This window comes from Roseibium sp. MB-4, assembly GCF_053005265.1.
Genome location: NZ_JBRKQB010000002.1, coordinates 404,424 through 424,447, shown reverse-complemented (window position 1 = coordinate 424,447; position 20,024 = coordinate 404,424). Strand labels below are relative to the sequence as shown.

At 57.5% G+C, this 20,024-nt stretch carries 17 protein-coding genes and 1 other RNA gene; 11 read left to right on the top strand and 7 right to left on the bottom strand.

Features of this window, described 5'->3' with window-relative positions; translation table 11 throughout:
• Window positions 1-12: 12 nt before the first annotated feature.
• From ACVDG4_RS13035 to ACVDG4_RS13015, 5 genes are all read right to left on the bottom strand, one after another.
• Window positions 13-1,611: a Na/Pi cotransporter family protein gene (locus ACVDG4_RS13035; protein ID WP_447235382.1), complete on the bottom strand. Its 1,599-nt coding sequence runs from the start codon at window positions 1,609-1,611 to the stop codon at window positions 13-15.
• Between the two features lie 132 nt (window positions 1,612-1,743).
• Window positions 1,744-2,397 (bottom strand): 3-oxoacid CoA-transferase subunit B, encoded by a 654-nt coding sequence (locus ACVDG4_RS13030; protein WP_055672181.1) that lies wholly within the window; start codon window positions 2,395-2,397, stop codon window positions 1,744-1,746.
• Window positions 2,397-3,050, bottom strand: coding sequence for a CoA transferase subunit A (locus ACVDG4_RS13025; protein ID WP_447235381.1), 654 nt, complete (start codon window positions 3,048-3,050; stop codon window positions 2,397-2,399). The genes ACVDG4_RS13030 and ACVDG4_RS13025 overlap by 1 nt, the downstream gene beginning before the upstream one ends.
• A 128-nt stretch (window positions 3,051-3,178) precedes the next feature.
• The gene (locus ACVDG4_RS13020; RefSeq protein WP_447235379.1) at window positions 3,179-3,763 is read right to left on the bottom strand and encodes a TetR/AcrR family transcriptional regulator; all 585 of its coding nucleotides are present in this window, start codon (window positions 3,761-3,763) and stop codon (window positions 3,179-3,181) included.
• Window positions 3,764-3,815: 52 nt separating this feature from the next.
• A complete protein-coding gene (locus ACVDG4_RS13015) occupies window positions 3,816-4,385 on the bottom strand; it encodes a carboxymuconolactone decarboxylase family protein (protein ID WP_447235378.1) in 570 nt (189 codons plus the stop codon).
• 271 nt (window positions 4,386-4,656) lie between these two features.
• Here ACVDG4_RS13015 and ACVDG4_RS13010 point away from each other — a divergent pair, with 271 nt between their 5' ends.
• The 3 genes from ACVDG4_RS13010 to rnpB all read left to right on the top strand — a co-directional run bounded on the left by ACVDG4_RS13010 (window position 4,657) and on the right by rnpB (window position 6,537).
• A complete protein-coding gene (locus ACVDG4_RS13010; RefSeq protein ID WP_447235377.1) occupies window positions 4,657-5,256 on the top strand; it encodes a Crp/Fnr family transcriptional regulator in 600 nt (199 codons plus the stop codon).
• A 71-nt stretch (window positions 5,257-5,327) separates the two neighbouring features.
• Window positions 5,328-6,056, top strand: coding sequence for an SDR family NAD(P)-dependent oxidoreductase (locus ACVDG4_RS13005; protein WP_447235376.1), 729 nt, complete (start codon window positions 5,328-5,330; stop codon window positions 6,054-6,056).
• A 67-nt stretch (window positions 6,057-6,123) separates the two neighbouring features.
• An RNA gene (gene rnpB, locus ACVDG4_RS13000) (RNase P RNA component class A) lies at window positions 6,124-6,537 on the top strand.
• Between the two features lie 11 nt (window positions 6,538-6,548).
• On the opposite strand, the gene ACVDG4_RS12995 is transcribed toward rnpB, so the two are convergent.
• Both ACVDG4_RS12995 and ACVDG4_RS12990 read right to left on the bottom strand, forming a co-directional pair.
• On the bottom strand, window positions 6,549-8,036 hold the full coding sequence (locus ACVDG4_RS12995) for a flavin-containing monooxygenase (protein ID WP_447235375.1): 1,488 nt from the start codon (window positions 8,034-8,036) through the stop codon (window positions 6,549-6,551).
• 26 nt (window positions 8,037-8,062) lie between these two features.
• Window positions 8,063-8,509: a cupin domain-containing protein gene (locus tag ACVDG4_RS12990; protein WP_447235374.1), complete on the bottom strand. Its 447-nt coding sequence runs from the start codon at window positions 8,507-8,509 to the stop codon at window positions 8,063-8,065.
• Between the two features lie 158 nt (window positions 8,510-8,667).
• Between ACVDG4_RS12990 and ACVDG4_RS12985 the strand changes: the two genes are divergently transcribed.
• From ACVDG4_RS12985 to ACVDG4_RS12950, 8 genes are all read left to right on the top strand, one after another.
• On the top strand, window positions 8,668-9,669 hold the full coding sequence (locus ACVDG4_RS12985) for an AraC family transcriptional regulator (protein WP_447235373.1): 1,002 nt from the start codon (window positions 8,668-8,670) through the stop codon (window positions 9,667-9,669).
• 214 nt (window positions 9,670-9,883) lie between these two features.
• Entirely contained in the window at window positions 9,884-12,952 is a 3,069-nt protein-coding gene (locus ACVDG4_RS12980; RefSeq protein WP_447235372.1) for a hypothetical protein, read from the top strand.
• Window positions 12,953-13,424: 472 nt separating this feature from the next.
• Window positions 13,425-13,892, top strand: a complete 468-nt coding sequence (locus ACVDG4_RS12975; RefSeq protein WP_447235371.1) for a division/cell wall cluster transcriptional repressor MraZ — start codon at window positions 13,425-13,427, stop codon at window positions 13,890-13,892.
• Entirely contained in the window at window positions 13,889-14,929 is a 1,041-nt protein-coding gene (rsmH, locus tag ACVDG4_RS12970) for a 16S rRNA (cytosine(1402)-N(4))-methyltransferase RsmH (protein WP_447235370.1), read from the top strand. The genes ACVDG4_RS12975 and rsmH overlap by 4 nt, the downstream gene beginning before the upstream one ends.
• Window position 14,930: 1 nt before the next feature.
• A complete protein-coding gene (ftsL, locus tag ACVDG4_RS12965) occupies window positions 14,931-15,287 on the top strand; it encodes a cell division protein FtsL (RefSeq protein ID WP_008191160.1) in 357 nt (118 codons plus the stop codon).
• Window positions 15,288-15,300: 13 nt separating this feature from the next.
• Window positions 15,301-17,013, top strand: coding sequence for a peptidoglycan D,D-transpeptidase FtsI family protein (locus ACVDG4_RS12960; RefSeq protein WP_040450860.1), 1,713 nt, complete (start codon window positions 15,301-15,303; stop codon window positions 17,011-17,013).
• A gap of 105 nt (window positions 17,014-17,118) precedes the next feature.
• Window positions 17,119-18,588, top strand: a complete 1,470-nt coding sequence (locus ACVDG4_RS12955; protein ID WP_447235369.1) for a UDP-N-acetylmuramoyl-L-alanyl-D-glutamate--2,6-diaminopimelate ligase — start codon at window positions 17,119-17,121, stop codon at window positions 18,586-18,588.
• Window positions 18,585-20,015, top strand: a complete 1,431-nt coding sequence (locus ACVDG4_RS12950; protein WP_447235368.1) for a UDP-N-acetylmuramoylalanyl-D-glutamyl-2,6-diaminopimelate--D-alanyl-D-alanine ligase — start codon at window positions 18,585-18,587, stop codon at window positions 20,013-20,015. Before ACVDG4_RS12955 ends, ACVDG4_RS12950 begins: the two co-directional genes overlap by 4 nt.
• Window positions 20,016-20,024 lie beyond the last annotated feature (9 nt).

The window sequence follows — 20,024 nt, the reverse complement described above, 5'->3', positions numbered from 1 at the left end:
TCGAATATGTGGTCAGGTTTTATCCAACTCCATCTCAAGACGCGCGTCGGTCTTGGGAGCCTCGCCGTTTCTTCCGTCCACGAGATGCACCGAGATCCGCCATAAATGATAGGTGGAACGATGTAGCCAGCGGATACTGTCGACACGGGCGATGGCTTCTTCCAACCCAACCTGATCGTTGGCGGCCTGGTTCAAGGTGTTTTCCCGGGTGAGCCGGCGTTCTTCTCGAAATGCCTGCCGAAGCGCATCAAATTCGGCGGAAACGGCAGGGTCCCCCTTAGCGTCATTGAAACGTCCCGCGAGGCCGGAAAGCTGGTGTCCGAAACGGGAGAGGTGCTCTGTTGTTCGGATCGTCTCGATCCGGTCGCTCTGGCGGAGCCGGTCGGTCAGCCGGTCCATATGGTCGAGTGCATGCAAAAGGTGAATGTGGTCTGCATTGGCAGCAGGAACTTCCGGCCCGGTCTTGATGCGATCCAAATAGGACCGGAGGGATGTGTTCGTCTGTTCAAATGCATCAATAGAAACCGGCCGGATTTCCCTTGGCTCCGCCCCAAGCGCATCCGAGACTGCTCCGAAAAGCAGTTTTGCCTGATCTTGCACAGCTGCGCGCGCTGCATCCAAAGCGGCTTCCGGATCTTTTAGGAGGTGATCGTCCAACCGCTCGGCCGGGTCTTCTCCCTTGGACGGCATCAGCCAGATGATCAACCGCGCGAAGTGCTTTGTCACGCCAACGACGGCCAAGACACCGATGAGATTAAACACTGTATGGAAACCGACCAGCGCAATCTGGGGGTCTATGTGCGGCCCGGCGGCCGCGTACAGCCAGCCAAGCGGAACTAGGAGGCCAAACGCGATCAAACCGGTCATCAGATTGTAAACGACATGCGCAAATCCTGTTCGGCGGGATGCGACCGATCCGCCGACGGTTGCGAGCGCTGCGGTCGCTGTAGTTCCAACGTCCATCCCAATGACAAGGGCGGCAGCCTGAGGGAAGGAGATTGCTCCAACCGTCAGGGCTGCCAGTGCTGTTGCAACACCTGCGCTTGAGGATTGGGTGATGAGCGTAATCACCACTCCGATCAGGACCAGTTGAACGCGTCCAAGAAAGGTGTCGCCGGGAAAATCATCCGGAGTGATCCGGCCTTCCAGAATGGAAAAGCCCTGGGTCAATGTATCGATGCCGACGAACAGAAGGCCAAACCCGGCAATGGCCAACCCGAAGGGTTGCCAGCGGCCACGGCCAAAAAGCTGCAAAAGAACACCGAAAAAGATCAAAGGCTGCGCGAGCAGGCCGATCTTGAGCTTGAAGCCGAGGAGGGCGACCATCCAGCCCGTAATCGTGGTGCCGATGTTTGCCCCGAAGATGACGCCAAGGGCCTGCGGAAACGTCATCAGCCCTGCACTGACGAAACCAACGGTCGCGACAGTGGTCGCACTTGAAGACTGCAACAAGGCTGTTGCCAGTGCGCCGGAGAGGGCGCCGGTTGCGGGCGTGCTGGTTGAGTTTTGAATGTACTGGCGGAGCCGGTTTCCCGCGAGCTGCCGCAATCCCCGGGTCATTAGGTGCATGCCCAGAAGAAACAGGCCGAGCCCGCCAAGGACGGTTATCACGGATTGGATCATGCCCCGAATTTAGGGGTGTTCCGAGCCGCCTCGCATCTGAAGATATACCTATAACCCTGACCTGGACGGCAACGCCGCTGATGTCTACTCATGTTGCCGTCTTGGGCGGCTGTTGGTTGTTCAGGCGAGCTTCATTTGCGGCACGTCGCCCCGAATGATCAGGCTGGCTTCTGTTGCCGAAATAACATCATCGACGCTGGCACCTGGCCCGACTTCTTTCAGGAGAAGTCCCTCTTCTGTTGGTTCAATCACAGCCATTTCCGTGACGATCAGGCTGACCCGGCGCTGGGCTGTCAGCGGTAACTGGCATTCGTGAAGGATCTTCGGTTTGCCCTTCGCGGTATGAACCATGGCAACGATCACGTTCTTTGCACCGGCGACCAGGTCCATCGCGCCGCCCATGCCCGGCACCATCTTTCCCGGGATCATCCAGTTTGCCAGAAAACCCCGTTCATCGACCTGAAGACCGCCGAGTACAGTCGTGTCGAGATGGCCTCCGCGGATCAGGCCGAAACTCATGGCGCTGTCGATCGACGCCGCGCCCGGAACCGCAGTGACGAACCCACCACCCGCATCTGTGAGGTCGGGGTCCTCCATGCCTTCTGGCGGCCGTGCTCCTAGCCCGATCACGCCATTCTCGGCCTGGAAAAAGACGTGCACTTCTTTCGGCAGATAGTTGGCGACCATTGAGGGCAGGCCGATCCCGAGATTGACCAGCGTGTCCGGCTGGATTTCCTGGGCAACCCGGCGGGCGATGATTTCCTTGGCATCCATCAGTGAGCCCTCTCCAACAGGTGATCCACCAGAATTCCCGGGGTCTTGACGGAATCCGGCGAGATGACGCCGACCGGGACGATCGTTTGGGGTTCGGCAATCACGGTCGCACCGGCCATGGCCATGATCGGGTTGAAGTTATGCGCGGTCAGCGAATACTCGAGGTTGCCGACATAATCGGCCTGATGCGCGGCAATCAGCGCAAAGTCCCCGCCAAGCGGTTCTTCCAGGAGAAAGTCCTTGCCGTTGACCGTAACGGTTTGCTTGCCGTTTTCGACAAGCGTTCCGATGCCGGTGGGGGTCAGAATGCCGCCAAGTCCAACACCGGCCGCACGAATCCGTTCCACCAGCGTGCCCTGAGGGACGAGATCCACCTCGATCTCACCGGAAATCATCTTCTGCTGTGTTTCAGGATTGAGGCCGATATGCGAAGCTATTACCTTGGACACACAGCCGGAGGTGACCAGCTTGCCGATTCCTTTGCCCGGCATGGCCGTGTCGTTGGCGATCACAATCATGTCTTTTGCACCGCGTGCGACCAGTGCATCTATCAGCCGATGCGGCGTTCCGACACCCATAAAGCCGCCGATCAGCAAAGAAGAGCCGTCCGGTATCATTTCGGCAGCTTCCGCCGCCTTGACCGCATGTTTCATAAATGCGTCCCCGCGAGCTTGTTTGGTTGCTCGAAGGTTACCGGTTTCGTCCGGCCTTGCAAATGAAGATTGTGCGACGCACCAGCGCTACTGGCCTGAATGATATGACAAGTCTGGGCTTGGAGTGGTCAAGGCTTCTGGGACAAAGCATGCAGAGACTGGGCGGCACACTCGGCCGCAGACTGGATCGAATTGCCATCGTGTCCCGTACGCGCCATGGCATTGAGGCCAAGCAGTATGGTCAGGACATAAGCCGCCAACTCGCGTGCACGGTCCAAAGAGAGGTCTGGATCGACATGCAGACGTTCTGTGAGCCGGGCTTCCAGCTGTGCCATCCGCTCCGAAACGGCCTCAGAGGCTTCAACTTTGGACGTGCTTGTGCCTGCGGATGACAGCAGTAAACACCCGCGGAACGGGTTTTCCGACATAAAACGGCCGACGTGCCGCAAAAAACTTGCAACGCCATCAAGCGCTGTTGCCGCTGGTTCCAGATTGGACAGGCCCGGTTCTGTGACGCTCTTCCAGTATCGGTCCATCACGGTTTGGAAGACGTCGTCCTTGCTGCCGAAGGACGCATAGAAACTGCCGCGCTTGATGCCGGCAGCCGACTGAAGGTCGTCTACAGATGTTCCGCCATAGCCCTTTGTCCAGAACACGTCGACAAACGCGTCCATCGCGGCATCTTCATCAAAACTCTTCGGTCTTCCTGCCATACCCAATCATCAGGTTGCGGCCCGGCCGACAAAATGCCGGCCGGGGACGGGGTTATTCTGCAGCTTCGCGAGCCGGCGGTGTCCATGCAAATTTTTCGAACACCGTGTCGACCGGCGTTTCTGCCAAGTGATTGACATAGTTCGACATGACCTTCTGGGCCAGCCCAAGAATGATGTCGAGCACATTGCGTTTGGTAAAGCCGGCATCAAGGAAGGTTTGAACATCGGCATCACTGACATGCCCGCGTTGACGCACAACCTTCAGCGTAAAGTCGCGAAGAGCTTCCAGATGCGGATCCGCCAGCGGTGTGTTGTCGCGCAGCGCATCAATCACGTCCTGCGGCACCTTTTGCATGTGTGCAATTCCAGTGTGAGCCGGAACACAGTAGTGGCACTCGTGCTCGACGTTGATGGTCAACCAGACGACGTTTTGTTCGACCGTTGAGAGGCTGGTCTGCTGGAACAGCTCATGAAGCTTTTGATAGGCCTCAAGGTGTTGCGGCGATTCAGACATCACTGCGTGCAGGCCCGGGATCCGGCCAAATGCCTTTTCAGATCTTTCCAGAAGTTCAGCGCCGCCTTCCGGGGCTGTTTCCTTGGTGTGCAATTGAAAGTCAGTCATTGAATTCTCCATCGAGTGGCGCGATTGCCAGACCACAGATAGGTATTCTGTACTCAGTAGTCAAAAATAAAATTTCTGTCAGAAATGGCTGTATTCAGCCGATTGCTGAGGAGGTCAAGAAAACGTGTTGGCGAGGTGAGAGGGTGTGATGGGCAATGCGCGACTAGACATGCAGCCAAATCGCGGCGCATAAATCCGTCCTGTCTGGTGTTTGATCAATTCCTTCGAAGCACCATCTGGTTGGCGCGTGATGGGAGAAAACAGGATAGACATGACCCAGTCGCCACTGACCATGTTCAATGTGTGGCTCCGCAAAAGCGGTGGTCTTCCGGCGGAAAGTGCCGAGGCAGCTTCGGATGCTTCGGTGGTCCGGCGTTTTGAGGCTGAAGATCTTCTGTTTTCTGCCGGCGACCGGCCCGATGATCTTTATTTCATCCAGTCGGGCTTGGTACGTTTTTTCTACCTCACGGATGACGGCAAGGAGTTCAACAAGAACTTCGTCGCTGCGGGCAGCGTGGTAACCAGCCTGTCGACATTCCTTTCCGGTGTGCCGAGCCCGTTTTTCACACAGGCGTTGGAAGAGACGGTCACAATTGCCTTGCCGATGGAGTTTGTGCGCCAGCAGTTGGAAAACGACATCTACTGGGAACGGTTATTGAGCCGGTCCGTTGCCATGCTCGCGCTCAAGAAGGAACAGCGGGAAGCGTCTTTTCTTCTTCAGGATGCGGGTGCGCGATATGAGGCATTTCTGGACGACTTTTCAGATCTTGCTCCCAGATTGCCGCAATATCATATCGCCTCCTATCTCGGGATTACGCCGGTCGCGCTTTCGCGCATCCGGGCCCGCCGCGGCAAGCAGCGCGCTTCTTAACCCGGGTTAATGCAGTGCCCCGCTCAAAATCGGTATCGCTCCTGTCAAAGGTTGATCAGGAGACAAAAGACATGAGTACTGAAAAGACAATCGTGATTACCGGCGGCGGCATTGGTCTTGGGGCGCAGTTGACCCGTCTTTATGGGCATGCCGGATATCGCGTGATCATTTGCGGGCGGACAGAAAGTGCACTTCGGGCCGCCGAAGACTATGGCAAAGTGCACTCCTTTTGCCTTGATCTGACAGATCCAGGCGATCGGCGCCGGTTTGTCGAAGGAATTTATGACCTCGATCGGCCGATCGAACTTCTGATCAACAATGCCGGCATCCAGCAGGCCGTTGATTTTTCCATCGGCGGCGGATCGCCGGAGCTCATCGAGGCGGAAATGGCGATCAACTTGCAAGCGCCAATCGAATTGACGTCGGATCTTTTGCCTCTTTTGAAACAAGCCTCGTCGGCGCGCATCGCTTTCGTCACGTCTGCGCTGGGCCGGGTGCCGAAGCAATCAACACCGGTCTATTGCGCTACAAAAGCCGGGCTGTCAGCGTTTGCCCGCAGCTTGCGGTACCAACTCGAAAAGACCGGCATCGGCGTTACCGACATCGTGCCAGATCTCCTGAGAACGCGCATGGCTGCCGGACGGGAACAGTCCGCGTTGTCGGCTCTCGATGCTGCCCAAACCATCGTCCGAGGGCTGTCGGCTGGACAGGATGAAATCCGGCTGGGCCGCGTTCCGGTCCTTTACACCTTGCACCGCTTCTTGCCGTCCGTTGCCTACAAGATGCTGAAAGCAGCTTGATGGAGAAGCGGGGATTGCATGGCGGCTCGCTTGACCTTGTTTTAAAAGCAACTTAAGTCCCGGAGCGCCAGTCGGCCGGACAGCCGCTGCCGCAAGTGCCGAAAGGCCGCGGGGGAGGAAAGTCCGGGCTCCATGGAGACACGGTGCCGGGTAACGCCCGGCGAGGGCGACCTTAGGGAAAGTGCCACAGAAAGCAAACCGCTCCGGCTTTGCCGGGGTAAGGGTGAAAGGGTGGGGTAAGAGCCCACCGCGCCTCTGGTAACAGCGGCGGCACGGTAAACCCCACCGGGAGCAAGACCGAATAGGGACAACGCGGACCCTGGAGCAATCCAGGGCCCAGGCCGGTTTCCAGGCCAGTTGTCCGGGTTGGTTGCGTGAGGCGTCTGGCAACAGGCGTCCCAGATGAATGGCTGTCACGTCCGCGCACATCTTCGGATTGGCGTGGGCCATACAGAACCCGGCTTATAGGCCGACTGGCATTATTCCTTTACCCTATCCAGCAATGTATTGCGGCGTGCTGGCGAGATACCCGCCATAAGCATCCGCATTCGGATAGGAGAACTGTTCGGCAAGCGGATTGGATCGTTTGGTCTTTGTGGCGCCCATATCTGCCAGCAGCTCATCGAAGTGCCGGAAGTGGAACGGGGCCGAACACAGGCCTCCATAGACCTGTGCGGCGGGCCGCTCCTTGCGCCGCCAGTCGAGCATCATGTTGATGTTTTGCCGCATCTCCTGATCAGTTGGTTGATTTGCGAGCTGACCGTCTGCGAAGCGCACCAGCCAGTTTGCAATCATTTCCGCCGACAGGATTGTGCAGAAACTGGAGTTGAAACCGACAAAGCCCATGTCGGGCAGATCCGGGTTCACCGACAGGCGATAGACCCGGTATTGCCCATCCGGCTCGATCAGCTTGTCCTGATACTCTTTGGCGAGATAAGGCACGCCCAGTTTCCAGCCAACAGCAAGAACCGAAACATCACAGGGCACCAGGTCACCGGTGGTCAACACCGCATGGCCATTTTCGTAGTGGTCGATGGTTGCCCGGACCGGCTTGATGGCCCCACTTTCAAAGCCCTCGAACAGACCGGGCGTTACGATGGGTAGGGAACATGAGGCGTCCCTCTCGATCGGCACGTCTGGCACCATGTCCCACTTCTTCAGCTTCAGCTGCGTTTTGAGCATCATTTCCAAGCCGCGGAAGTTGGCCCAAATGAGCGGCTTGAACAAAGCCGACAAGATCTTGCCGGTGATCGACGGATTCCAGCCGTTGAACTGCAGCTCCTGCGCCCGCATGTACAACAGCCGCTTGAAGTTGATGCCGCCGATGAAATACGGCACGCGCCATACCGGTTCGCGGTAAACAAGTGTGACGGACTTTGCGCCATTCTTGGCCGCATTGACCGCAATGTCCGTGGCGGATTTTGAACCGCCCAGCACGACCACGTTTTTGCCGGCCGCCAAGCTGCTGTCGGTGTAGTCAGAGCTGTGCATGACCTGTCCGCCAGTCTGGACAAACACATCCTGTCCCGGATGGGAGATGATGTTTTTGTCTGAGAACTGCCCCGTGCACACAGCGACAAAGTCGAAATCCTGGGTCCAGGTCTTGTCCGCCGCCGCCAGGGTCAGCGTCCAGCCGGGCTGCCCGTCTGTGCGCCGGTCCATCGACAGAACTGTCGTGTTCAGCCGGAACAAACGCGCCAGATTGTGCTTCTTCGCATAGGCGTGGACATAGGCATGAACCTGAGGACCTTTCGGCCATTCCGGATAGTCGTCCGGCATGGGCAAATCGGTGAACCGGTAAAGATCCTTAGGCGACTGGGTCTGCACATCCGGATAGGACCTGGACAGTTCCCAGACGCCGCCGAAATCGTGGCTCCGCTCGAATCCGAGAACACGATGACCGCGTTCATCGAAGGCTTTTGCAGCCGCAAGGCCGCTCACGCCGCCACCAATGACGGCGACTGTTTTCCGTCTTGTCATGTCTTTCCCTCCAGAATGCGCGACGATCAGGCCTGATCGGGCGGAGGCAGGAAATCGACTTCGTGCAGGGCAGACAGGCGCACGAGTTCTTCCGGATCCGTGACACCGTTCAAGGCACCAAACAAATCGAAGAGCTTTCGCGCTGGCGCGACGCCGAAGACGCAGGTCGCGGTCTGGCCGGACCGATTGAAGATACCGTGGGCTTCGCCCATGGGCATGCGCACCGTGTCGCCTGGACCTGCCTTATGGACGTTGCCCCCCATTTCGACCTCCAGTTCCCCCTCCAGCATGACGAGCCATTCGTCTTGGGTCGGGTGGATGTGCGGCGGTACGAACGTGTCCGCCGGCACCACGGCATGCCAGATGAAGGCGTTGGTGCTATGGACCTTGGGTGTGTAAGTGTGGCCAACGACATTCCAGCTGACGCCGTCGAGCCCGTCTTTGGATGCGGTGATCCCGGCTCCGTTTTGCATTTTGTATCCCCTCTCTTTCAAGACAGGATCAGGCTAACGCTGAAAGTCCCGGACATTTTATCCAGATTGCGAAATTAGTTTGATGAGAGCTGCAAAATGCCGCATTGCAGCAGCGAGAACGCTTGATCCTGCGGTAAAGCCGAAGGCATCATTCGGATATGATGGCTCAACCGCAAAGGCCCCCACCGCTGAGTGACTTCCGCCGCTTTCAGACCTTCGATGTTGATGCGGCCCGGGACATCGTTGCGCGTCATTTCTGCAGTCACAAGCTGGCGCGGCAATCCTCCGATGACAGGTTCGACGCCTGCCAGCACCGGGTTTCCGGAGAGCATGTCTCGCTCAATTACCTTCGCTATGGTGGTGACGTGACGATTGAGCCCGGCGAGCTGACCCGCTTTTTTCTGATCCAGATCCCGCTTAGCGGTGCTGCTGAAATCACCAATGGTTGTCAGGCTGTGGTGTCTAACACGCAGACAGCCTCCATCCTAAATCCTGACCGCCATACGGTGATGCGCTGGCATTCGGGCTGCGAGCAGTTGCTGGTTCAGATTGATCGGCAGTTTGTGGACGACGTTGCCTCGAGAATCACGGGTTTGGACCTGGGCGCCCAATTGCGGTTTGCGCCGGAATTTCGTCTGAGACGACCGGAAGCACACCAATGGATGCGCAAACTTTGGGGTCTGGTTCATGCTGCGGAAAATGGAGAGCTGTTTGGATCAGAACACCGCACGTCCCAACTGTATTTCGAAGAAGAACTGATCGTTTCTCTGCTTGAGGTGCAAGAGAACACGGCTTCCGTCTTGCTCTCCCATGAAACGCAAAAGTCCGGACCTGCCATCCTGAAGCGGGCCGTTGATATGATCCATAACCGGCTGCGGGAAGATATCAGTCTGATAGAGCTTAGCAATCATGCCGGAACCACTCCGCGCAACTTGCAGCTTATCTTCAAACGCGAGTTGGGCCTGACACCTGTTCAATATTTGCAGAAGTGCCGGCTGAACCTGGCCCGTCATTTGTTGCTTGCCCGAAATGGCGACCTCTCTGTCAGTGACGTCGCCGAGTTATCAGGGCACCGTCATCTTGGGCGGTTTTCTGTTGCCTATAAGAAGCGCTTCGGAGAGTCCCCAAAGGCAACCGCTCGCAGCCGTGTGTTCTGCTGATGCAGCCGATAGCCAAATAAATTTCGAACTTCTCGGGAATGAAATCTGTTCTCAAGTGTTATGATCAGTTTTACCAAGTAATCATTGCCCCAAAATTGCCAAATAATGAAATATTCGCCACAATAATACCTCTACTATTTAATTTTGCGCCCATGATTCATGCCAATTCGCTGCCTAGTTTGAGATCGTTATGTACTCACAAGGCAGGGAACAAATGGCCGGAACATATCAAGACTTCTTGTCCGCATTGCTGGCATTTGAATCGGGATGGGACCGAGAGCGTTACGACTCTGGTGTCATTCAGGATTGGCAGCTTGATCAATGGGCTGGCGGCCCGGTGCAAGACCGGTTTCCGCAGTATTCGAGCTGGTCTCAGCTGACAGATGCCGAATGGGAGGCGATGGCCTACCAGTCTCAAAACTCGCTTGGGTTTGTTGGCTTCCAGTTCGGTGAAGCGCTGCTCATCGATCTCGGCTACTACGACGACACGGTGTTTTATGGGAACGGTGCGGCCACCAACACCTGGGATGGGACCTGGACCGGCAAGAACGGTGTGAACTCCTTTGCGGACTTCACAACCAAGGCCGCCCAGGATGTCGCGATCCAGGAAGCCTTTGGCTACAATCTACAGGTTATCGAAAACCAGCTCGCAAACAGCGGTCAATCGCTGAGCGATTATATCGGCCAGACCGCGACATACACGCAGAACGGCCAGACTGTAACGGTTGAGCTGACATTGACTGGGATCATGGCTGCAGCACACTTGCGCGGTGCCTGGGGGACAGCGTCCCTTCTGCAAAGCGGGGCAGTCAGTACCGATGAATACGGTACGTCCATCCTGCAATATATGGAGCAGTTCGGTGGCTTCGATGCTCCGACCGTTGCCGAGGCAATCGCTTTCTATGAGAGCCGCCTAACCGGGGACGAAGGACTTGGAACGCCAGACGGTGGCACGCCTGGAACACCCGGCACCCCGGGGACGCCTGGAAACGGAGACAACGGTTCGGCTGACGTTGACGGGGGCTCGGCTGATGTCGTGATCACATGGTCTTGGGGACAAGATGCGGTTGTGTCGAACTTCGACCCGGCAACTGGCACCATCTTCGTTGATTGGATTGGAGCGGCCGATCTCACAATTACCCAAACAGCAAATGGTGCTATGTTTGCTGTCCCGTCAAACAATCAGACCACAACCCTTCAAGGGGTGCAGTTGTCTGATCTCAGCCCGTCCAATTTTACTGTTCTGGACTCAGGGACAGCCAGCAAGATTTTCGGTTTGATCGGTCAGGATAGCGAAGCGCCCGATCCCGAAGTGCCGGTGGATCCAGATCCTGTTGATCCGGATCCCGAGGTCCCGGTCGACCCTGATCCGGTCGATCCAGATCCTGTTGACCCGGACCCGGTTGATCCCACACCGGCCCCGCCCATCGAGCCGGGCAGCTGGAACGGAACCGCGGGGGTCACTGCGGCCAATGCTTCGGTTGTGATCACCTGGGCGTGGGGCACGGATCGTGTCGTGTCCAATTTCAACCCACAAAGTGACACCATTTTCATCGACTGGTTTGGGCCGGAAGCGATCGATGTCACGGAAGTCAATGGCAACGTGATTTTCACGATGGCATCGAACAATCAGACCGTGACACTCCAAGGCGTAACCTTGAGCGATCTGTCAGCGTCGAACTTCACAATTCAAAGCACGGAAACCGGTGAGGAAATCCTGTCGCAAGTTGGAACGGTTTCCGGACCAGGTACACCGGATACGCCGGACAACCCTGATATGCCTGACATGCCGGATATGCCTGACATGCCGGACGGGGCACAGATGATCATGATCATGCCGAACAGCCCATCCCGTGTGATCCCGGATTTTGATCCGGCGGGTGGGGACATGCTTCATCTTGAAGCCGGTGTCATCGCGGAACGGCTTGAGATTCAGGATACGGCAAACGGTCTAACGGTCACCGTCTACACGGCTACCGGCGAGGCCGCCAACACAACGGTGCTGACGGGCGTGTCTCTATCTGAGATGACGATGAACAATTTCATGGTTGCCGAAGAATCTGCGCTCAATGAGGTTGCAAGCCTTTTAGGCCAAACCATCGAAACGCCGGACACCGGCGGGTTCGATGTGATCTACGATGCTGACGGGTCCAACACACCAGTTCCGACCGGAGCGAGTGATCTCGGCGGCGTCAAATGGGCCGCGGAGTTTGGCAAGGATGATATCGTCGGCTTTAACCCGGCCGCGGATCAGCTCGACTTCGGCAATGCTTCGGTTCATGGCCTGATCTTGAACATGACCCCGAACGGTGAGCCGATCGTCGACAATCCGTGGGGACCGGACATGCAGATCCTGCAAGGGGTGCAACTCGCGGATCTCACCATTGAGAACTTTGGCGTGGTCGGCAACGAGCACCTGCGTCAGGACCTCGGCGGCGTTCTTTCCTGGGAAAAGGGCATCGGCCCGCGGGATGGCGACACGGTCTACATACGCTCTCATGAATATGGGCAGGCCGAAGTGATCAACGGATTTGATCCGGCAACACAGAAGATCAGTTTCCTCTACTTCGGCACGCGTGAACGCTTGAGCGTTGAGGACACGCCGAATGGAATGGTCATCAGTGTTCTGCCGAGTGGTCAAAGCTTCACCTTCACTGGCATTCAAAAAGCCGACCTCATTCCAGGCAATCTGGAGTTCCATTTCGATCAGGTGATGGAAGACAATCTGGAAGCCCCTTTCGGGATCGATCAGAACGATGTGTCGTTGGTGTCGCGGGAAGCGTTGCTGACGCCGGAAGCGCCGGCCGGCCAAGGGACTGACGGGTTCCAGGTCCGTGAAGGTGTAGGTGCCGTATCAGGAACCGAAACCCCGGATACACCGGACGCGCCCGATACATCAGACACTTCGGAGGTTCCAACACCGCCCGCCACAACGCTTACTCCGTCCACTTCGGATACGATCAACCTTGGGTTTGGTGCCGATACGGTGGCGATCACGTGGGATTGGGGACGGGAAGTCTCGGTGCTCAATTTTGACGCCTCTGAAGATCTCTTGGATTTCAGCAGTTTGTCAGCCAATGACATCTCGCTCCAGGAAGTTGGAACCGATCTGACGATCACCGTTCAGAACAATGGTGGGCACACCTATGTGCTGGAAGATATCCAGGCTGAAGATCTGTCTCTCGCCAACCTGACCGCAGCAGACTGGAACACGGTCGTCACTGATGCGGGCGGCGTGGCCGATCAGCTGCGGGCCCTTGGCAACACAGACTTTCTGCTGTGACATAGCTGGGTCCTGACCCTCAGCGCTTTGACCGCCGCAAAGAGCGCATGCTCAGACTTACGCCGCGGATTTTCCGCGGCGTTTTTTGTATCCACAAGTCTTTGAAAACTGGGGATGGCGGCATCACGCACCGACGGCTGGAGCGCGGACCCTCCGTATTTCTGCGACTCCGATTCTACTATTCTGTCAAGGCTTCATTAAGCATGTTGGCGTTACCTTCGCTCGACGGGGTCGTGTGCGATCAAATCCTGCAGGAATCCATGAGATTCCATTGACCGCCCATGATTTCCCATGGTATCCCATATTTACCCAGAATGGGGAGCGCGGGCCCATGTTCGACGGGCTCAGGACATGACTTAACGAGCTGGCGAGAGCTGCTGTTGCAATTTGCATGTTCTGACAGGTAGGGCCGTTTCCTTCTTTTTTGGGGTGTTTCGGGGATTGCGCGGACGGGGGTCCGTAGCGGGGATGTATGGCCGGCTTTGTTTCGCATTTTACCAACCGGCTGGATGCTAAGGGTCGCGTGTCGATCCCGGCACCCTTCCGCGCGGTATTGGCGAGAGATGGGTTTGAAGGGCTTTACTGTATTTCATCTGCGCATTGCGCGGCGGTCGACGCCGGAGGCAATCAGCTCGTGGCTGAAATTCAGAACCGCGCCCAGCAGTTCGCCAAGCTCACACCCGATCATGACATGCTCGCAGCAGCGCTGTTCGGTGCCAGCGAAATCATCAAGATCGATGGAGATGGCCGTATGACCCTCTCCGACATGATCCGCGACCATGCTGGCCTCTCCGACACCGTCACGTTTGTCGGTATGGATTACAAGTTTCAGATCTGGGAACCAGAGCAGTTCCGCGAGTATCGCGCAGAGGCCCAAAAGCGCGCACTCGCAATGCTGTCGGGGCAACTCTCGGCACCCTCGCAAGGAGAGCCGGTATGATGGCGCTCGGCGACAAGACAGATGATCTTGCTGCTGGCGGACCAGAGCGTCATGTGCCGGTTCTTCTTAACGAGGTTCTGGAATGGCTCGACCCTCAGCCGGGCGAGGTTATGGTTGACGGCACGTTTGGTGCTGGTGGTTACTCGCGTAAGCTTTTGGAGCGCGGCGCAACGGTGGTCGGGATCGACCGTGATCCCGATGCAATTGCCGGTGGTCAGGAACTCGTCGCCCAGTCCGATGGCCGGCTGATCCTGGTGCCGGGTCAGTTCGCGGATCTGGAAATTCATGCGCGCGCGAGCGGGTTTGACGGCGTTGATGGTGTCGTCCTAGATCTTGGTGTTTCCTCCATGCAGCTGGATCAGGCCGAACGCGGGTTTTCGTTCCTGCGTGACGGTCCTTTGGATATGCGCATGGAGCAAGCCGGGCCGTCTGCTGCTGACGTGGTCAACGAGTTGCCGGTCCGGGACCTGATCCGCATCATCGGGCTTTTGGGCGAAGAAAAGCGGGCGCCATCCGTCGCGCATGCGATCGACAATGCGCGCAAGGAAAAGCCGTTCAGCCGCACACTTGAGCTTGCAAATCTGATCGAGAAAGTCCTCGGGCGCTCTCCAAAAAAAGCGCAGATCCATCCGGCGACACGGACATTTCAGGCGCTGCGGATCTATGTGAACGGCGAATTGCATCAGGCTGCTCAGGCGCTGGGCGCTGCTGAACGAATCTTAAAGCCGGGTGGCCGCCTGGTTTTGGTGAGTTTTCACTCGCTTGAGGACCGCATCGTCAAACGTTTCTTCCAGGACCGGACAAAAACACGGGGTGGCGGGTCACGTCATATGCCGGAGGAAGAGGTTCCGCCGGCAACTTTTGAAAATCTTACGCGCAAGGCGGTCGAGGCGCGCGACATGGAAACGGATGCAAACCCGCGGGCGCGCTCTGCGAAGCTGAGGGCGGGGCGGCGGACAGAAGCTCCGGCGCGCGAGCTCGACATTCATGTCGCCGGTGTGCCGCGCCTTGCTGCGTTTCATGGACTAGGGGGCTGACATGGTTCGGGTGCTCAACATCCTTTTCATCGTGGCCGTCGTGATCGGCGCGGCAACCGTCTACGACCTGAAGATGGCGGCAACGAAGTCCGCTGCGAAGGTTGCGGAGCTGCAGCGGCAAATCGACGAAGAGCGGAATGCAATCCGCCACTTGCGCGCCGAATGGAGTGTTCTGAACAAGCCGGAACGGCTGCAGAACCTTGTCGAGCGCTACAACGAGTATCTTCAACTCGAAGCGTTGGAAGTCCGGCAGATCGTCATGCCGGATGAACTTCCAGCACGGCCGGTGACTCTGGAGCCGATTGGCGGGGCTGACCAGATGGGCGGATATGCCGGTTCTTCGGCGATGATCAGGTAGGGGCTTAGGGGCAATGACATTGGCAACAGAACCAGCGAGCTTTCTCCAGGTTCGGCGAACCCAGCCGAGGGCGGCGCGTAGCTCGGTTTCGTCGAGTGCGGTCAAATCGCGCGTTTATCTCGCCATGCTCGCTTTTGCCTGTGTTTACGCGGCCATCGGTGGCCGGTTGATCTATCTTGCCCAGATGGATGAGGCGCCGTCCCGGGCCTGGATTTCCGCCCAGGATTCTGTGGCCGCCTCCCGTCCAGATCTCATCGACCGAAATGGTGAGATCCTTGCCACCGACATCAAGACCGCGTCCCTTTATGCCGAGCCACGCCGTATTCTCGACGTTGATGAAGCAGTCGAAGGGCTCACCCGTATCTTGCCCGATCTGGATGAGGCGCTTGTCCGCCGCCGTCTTGAGAGCGGCGCCGGATTTGTCTGGTTGAAGCGTGAAATGACACCGGATAAAGCAGAGCAGGTGCATGACCTTGGTTTGCCCGGTATCGGTTTCCTGTCTGAAAACCAGCGCTTTTACCCAGGCGGCCCGACCGCGGGCCACATCGTCGGCGCAGTGAATGTCGACAATCAGGGTCTCAGCGGGATTGAGAAATACGTCGACGATCAATGGTTGCGCGATCTTCAGTCGATCGGGTTTGCCTCTGGCCGCACCATGGAGCCGGTGCGCCTTTCCGTAGATCTCAGGGTCCAGCACGTCGTACGCGATGAATTGGTCAAGGCAATGGAGCGCTATCGGGCCATCGCGGCCGCCGGGATCGTGCTGGATGCAAAGACTGGCGAAGTTGTCGCAATGTCGTCCCTGCCGGACTACGATCCGAACGACAGATCCGAAGCTTTGGAAAAGGATCGGTTGAACCGGGCGACCGGCGGTGTCTTTGAAATGGGCTCCGTATTCAAGGCGTTCACGACCGCCATGGCATTGGATTCGGGGGCTGTTACGATCAATGACAGCTTCGATGCGACCCGTCCTCTGCGCGCAGCGGGCCGGACGATCACCGATTTCCACGGGAAAAACCGCATCCTGTCCGTGCCGGAAATATTCATTTATTCATCCAACATCGGCACTGCAAAAATGATGCTGGCGACCGGGGTCGCGCGCCAGAAGGAATTCATGGAGCGGTTGCATCTAACGAAGCGATTGCAGACGGAATTGCCTGAAAACGCAGCTCCCTTGTTGCCGCCGAAATGGAACGAATTGGCCGCGATGACCATCTCCTTCGGTCACGGCTTGTCGGTGACGCCGATGCAAACAGCGGTGGCTGCCGCGGCTATGGTCAACGGTGGCTCCTTGTTGCCACCGACCTTTGTGCCTCGGACACAGGAAGAAGTTAAGACGCTGAAGAAGCAAGTGATTTCACCTGAAGTCAGCCGCATGATGCGGTATCTCTTCCGCCTCAATGTTCTCTCCGGATCCGGGCGCCGAGCTGATGTTCCAGGCTATACCGTCGGCGGCAAGACCGGGACGGCGGAGAAGATTGAAAACGGTGTCTATGTGTCGAATAAGCGGCGCAACTCCTTCCTTTCAGCCTTTCCGATGGACGACCCGAGATACGTGGTTTTGGTTGTTCTTGATGAGCCGAAATCGGAGCGGGAAGGTATTGGTGCAACAGCTGGATTGAACACAGCTCCTACGACCGGGGCGATCATTCGCCGCGCAGCACCGATGCTCGGTGTGATGCCGCGCTTTGGCAAAGGGGATGAACCGATCGAGATTTCCTATTAAGGAGACTTAAAAGAAGTAAACTGGTCCGGCGGGGTCGCAGCCGAAATCCGGTCCGGTTTTAAGCTTCACGAGAATGACGATGCACGAACCGGATGATCGGATGTTATGCACCTTGAGCATTTAGCCGACGGCATGGATTTGCCGGACACGGCAAATGGCCTTTCCATTGAAGGACTGACGGCGGACAGCCGTATGGTCCAGCCAGGTTATCTCTTTGCCGCCTTCAAGGGCTCCACGGTTGATGGCGTTCAGTTCGTTCCCAAAGCGGTTGAAGCTGGCGCAGTGGCTGTCCTGTGCGCTACCGATGCAGCGGAGGCTGTTCGTGCGCTCGTTCCGCCAACCGTCGAGGTTCTCAGTGCAGACGAACCGCGTCTGACATTTGCAAAAATGGCTGCGCGTTTCTATGGCCGTCAGCCGGATACGATTGTTGCCGTGACGGGTACCGCGGGAAAGACATCGGTCGCCCATTTTGTGCGTCAGATCTTTCAAGCTGCAGGCCATCCGGCGGCCAGTCTTGGTACCTTGGGCATCATCAAGCCGGATGGCGAAAGTTACGGTGGGTTGACAACGCCGGATCCGGTGCAGCTTCAAAAGGATCTGGCAGACCTTGCGAATGAAGGCATTCGCTATGCCGCCTTGGAGGCCTCGTCCCACGGCCTTGATCAGTATCGCCTTGATGGTGTCCGGCTAACAGCAGCAGCCTTCACCAACCTTGGCCGGGATCACATGGATTACCACCCGACCATCGAGGATTACCTGCAAGCCAAGCTGCGTCTCTTCAGTGAGCTGCTCCCGGCCGGCGGTCATGTAGTTGTAGATCCGGGTGAAAAGTACACAGATCGTGTGTTGGCCATTGCCGAAGAGCGTGGATTGCCGGTTTTCACGGTTGGCGAGACGGGCAAGGATCTCAAGCTGACCGGCTTGAGGCCGAGCGGTGCCGGGCAGCTTTTGACCGTCGAGACCTCGCGCGGCGAGTACAAGGTGACCCTTCCACTCATTGGCCGGTTTCAGGTTTCGAACGCTTTGATTGCTGCAGGTCTTGCGATCACTGCCGGAATAGATACCGGCGCTGCACTTCGTGCTCTTGAGAACCTGAAAGGTGCTCCAGGCCGCTTGGAGCTCGCCGGGACAACTCCGGCTGGCGGTATGGTTTTCGTTGATTACGCGCACAAACCGGATGCTCTCGACAAAGCGTTGGCGGCACTCAAGCCGTTTGCTGAAGGGAACCTCTCTGTTGTGGTGGGCGCCGGTGGTGACCGGGATCCCGGCAAGCGTCCCCTGATGGGCGAAGCGGCAGCGCGGCACGCGGATTTGGTCATAGTGACCGATGACAACCCGAGATCGGAAGACCCGGCGACCATTCGCAAGGCCGTTCTTGTAGGTGCGCCGGGTGGTCTAGAGATTGGCGATCGCGCCGAAGCAATTGCCGAAGGCATCCGGCGCCTGAAATCAGGCGATATCCTGTGCGTTGCCGGAAAAGGTCACGAAACCGGCCAGATTGTTGGCGACACAGTGATTCCTTTCTCTGATCACGACTCTGTGCGCCACGCTATAAATCAACTGGGAGTAAAATGAGCGACCCGCTTTGGACATCTGAGGCCTTTATCGATGCCTGTGGCGGAACCGCCAAAGGGGACGTGGGCGCGCACATAACCGGTATTTCCATCGACAGCCGAACTCTGGAGCCGGGTGATGCCTTCATCGCCATCAAAGGTGATCGGCTCGATGGCCATGATTATGTTGCGGCCGCGCTTGAAGCAGGAGCTTCGCTGGCGCTTGTTGCCGAAGATCGCCTCGGTGATTTGCCTGATGACGGGCGTTATGTCGTTGTTGATGATCCGCTCGAAGCCATGCGCGCACTTGGTGTTGCCGCGCGTGCCCGCACCAATGCCCGCATTGTCGCGGTTACCGGATCGGTTGGCAAAACAGGGACGAAGGAAGCCCTTCGCCTGGCGCTTGCGCCCTCCGGCAAGGTTCATGCATCGGTTGCCTCGTTCAACAATCACTGGGGCGTTCCGCTGACGCTGGCGCGCATGCCTACCGATACCGATTTTGGCGTCTTTGAAATCGGCATGAACCACGCGGGCGAAATCACGCCGCTGGTACAGATGGTTCGGCCTCATGTCGCGATCATCACCACCGTCGAAGCGGTTCATATCGAGTTCTTCGAGTCTGTTGAGAAGATTGCCCAGGCGAAGGCGGAAATCTTCAATGGTCTGGAGCCGGATGGCGTTGCGATCCTCAATCGGGACAACAAGCAATATGATCTGCTCCGGTTTTTGGCGGCAACCGCTGCCGTGCGCAACGTTCAGACATTTGGACAAAGCGGTTCAGAAGACAGTCACCTGAAAATGGCTGTGGCAACGGACGACGGCACGAGTGTGGAAGCCTCAATCCTCGGGCAGGACGTGTCATACGGAATTGGTGCTCCGGGTGCGCACCATGTGCAGAACAGCCTGGCGGTTTTGACTGCGGTGGCTGATCTGGGCGCGGATCTACAGGAAGGCGCTGCCGCGCTCGGCGGTATGACTGCACCCAAAGGCCGCGGCGAGCAATGCCGTTTGTCCTTAGGCGGCGGCGAAGTGCAGCTGATTGACGAGAGCTACAACGCCAACCCGGCGTCGATGCGCGCGGCATTTTCGGTTTTGGCGCAAGCCGCACCTGGCGGCTCCGGGCGGCGGATTGCGGTTATTGGCGATATGCGCGAACTCGGTTCAGATGCCGACCAGCTTCATGCAGAACTGGAAGGTCCGATCCGCGAAGCTGCGATTGACAGGGTCTTCTGCGCCGGCCCGCACATGGCTGCACTCTGGGATAAATTGCCGGACGAACTAAAGGCCCATCACCGCGAAGAGGCCAAAGACCTGATCGAGCTGTTGCTTAAAGACGTGCAGCCCGGTGATGTCGTGATGATCAAAGGTTCTTTGGGAACCCGCATGGGCCCGCTTGTCGAAGCCTTGAAAAAAGAATATCCGCCTGCAGACGACATCGAAGCGGCGTGAAGGATAGCT

Coding starts and splice junctions, on each gene's coding strand:
- ACVDG4_RS13030 (WP_055672181.1), bottom strand. CDS start 2,397: ATGGATGCCAAGGAAATCATCGCCCGCCGGGTTGCCCAGGAAATCCAG.
- ACVDG4_RS13025 (WP_447235381.1), bottom strand. CDS start 3,050: ATGAAACATGCGGTCAAGGCGGCGGAAGCTGCCGAAATGATACCGGAC.
- ACVDG4_RS13020 (WP_447235379.1), bottom strand. CDS start 3,763: ATGGCAGGAAGACCGAAGAGTTTTGATGAAGATGCCGCGATGGACGCG.
- ACVDG4_RS13015 (WP_447235378.1), bottom strand. CDS start 4,385: ATGACTGACTTTCAATTGCACACCAAGGAAACAGCCCCGGAAGGCGGC.
- ACVDG4_RS13010 (WP_447235377.1), top strand. CDS start 4,657: ATGACCCAGTCGCCACTGACCATGTTCAATGTGTGGCTCCGCAAAAGC.
- ACVDG4_RS13005 (WP_447235376.1), top strand. CDS start 5,328: ATGAGTACTGAAAAGACAATCGTGATTACCGGCGGCGGCATTGGTCTT.
- ACVDG4_RS12995 (WP_447235375.1), bottom strand. CDS start 8,036: ATGACAAGACGGAAAACAGTCGCCGTCATTGGTGGCGGCGTGAGCGGC.
- ACVDG4_RS12990 (WP_447235374.1), bottom strand. CDS start 8,509: ATGCAAAACGGAGCCGGGATCACCGCATCCAAAGACGGGCTCGACGGC.
- ACVDG4_RS12985 (WP_447235373.1), top strand. CDS start 8,668: ATGATGGCTCAACCGCAAAGGCCCCCACCGCTGAGTGACTTCCGCCGC.
- ACVDG4_RS12980 (WP_447235372.1), top strand. CDS start 9,884: ATGGCCGGAACATATCAAGACTTCTTGTCCGCATTGCTGGCATTTGAA.
- ACVDG4_RS12975 (WP_447235371.1), top strand. CDS start 13,425: ATGGCCGGCTTTGTTTCGCATTTTACCAACCGGCTGGATGCTAAGGGT.
- rsmH (WP_447235370.1), top strand. CDS start 13,889: ATGATGGCGCTCGGCGACAAGACAGATGATCTTGCTGCTGGCGGACCA.
- ftsL (WP_008191160.1), top strand. CDS start 14,931: ATGGTTCGGGTGCTCAACATCCTTTTCATCGTGGCCGTCGTGATCGGC.
- ACVDG4_RS12960 (WP_040450860.1), top strand. CDS start 15,301: ATGACATTGGCAACAGAACCAGCGAGCTTTCTCCAGGTTCGGCGAACC.
- ACVDG4_RS12955 (WP_447235369.1), top strand. CDS start 17,119: ATGCACCTTGAGCATTTAGCCGACGGCATGGATTTGCCGGACACGGCA.
- ACVDG4_RS12950 (WP_447235368.1), top strand. CDS start 18,585: ATGAGCGACCCGCTTTGGACATCTGAGGCCTTTATCGATGCCTGTGGC.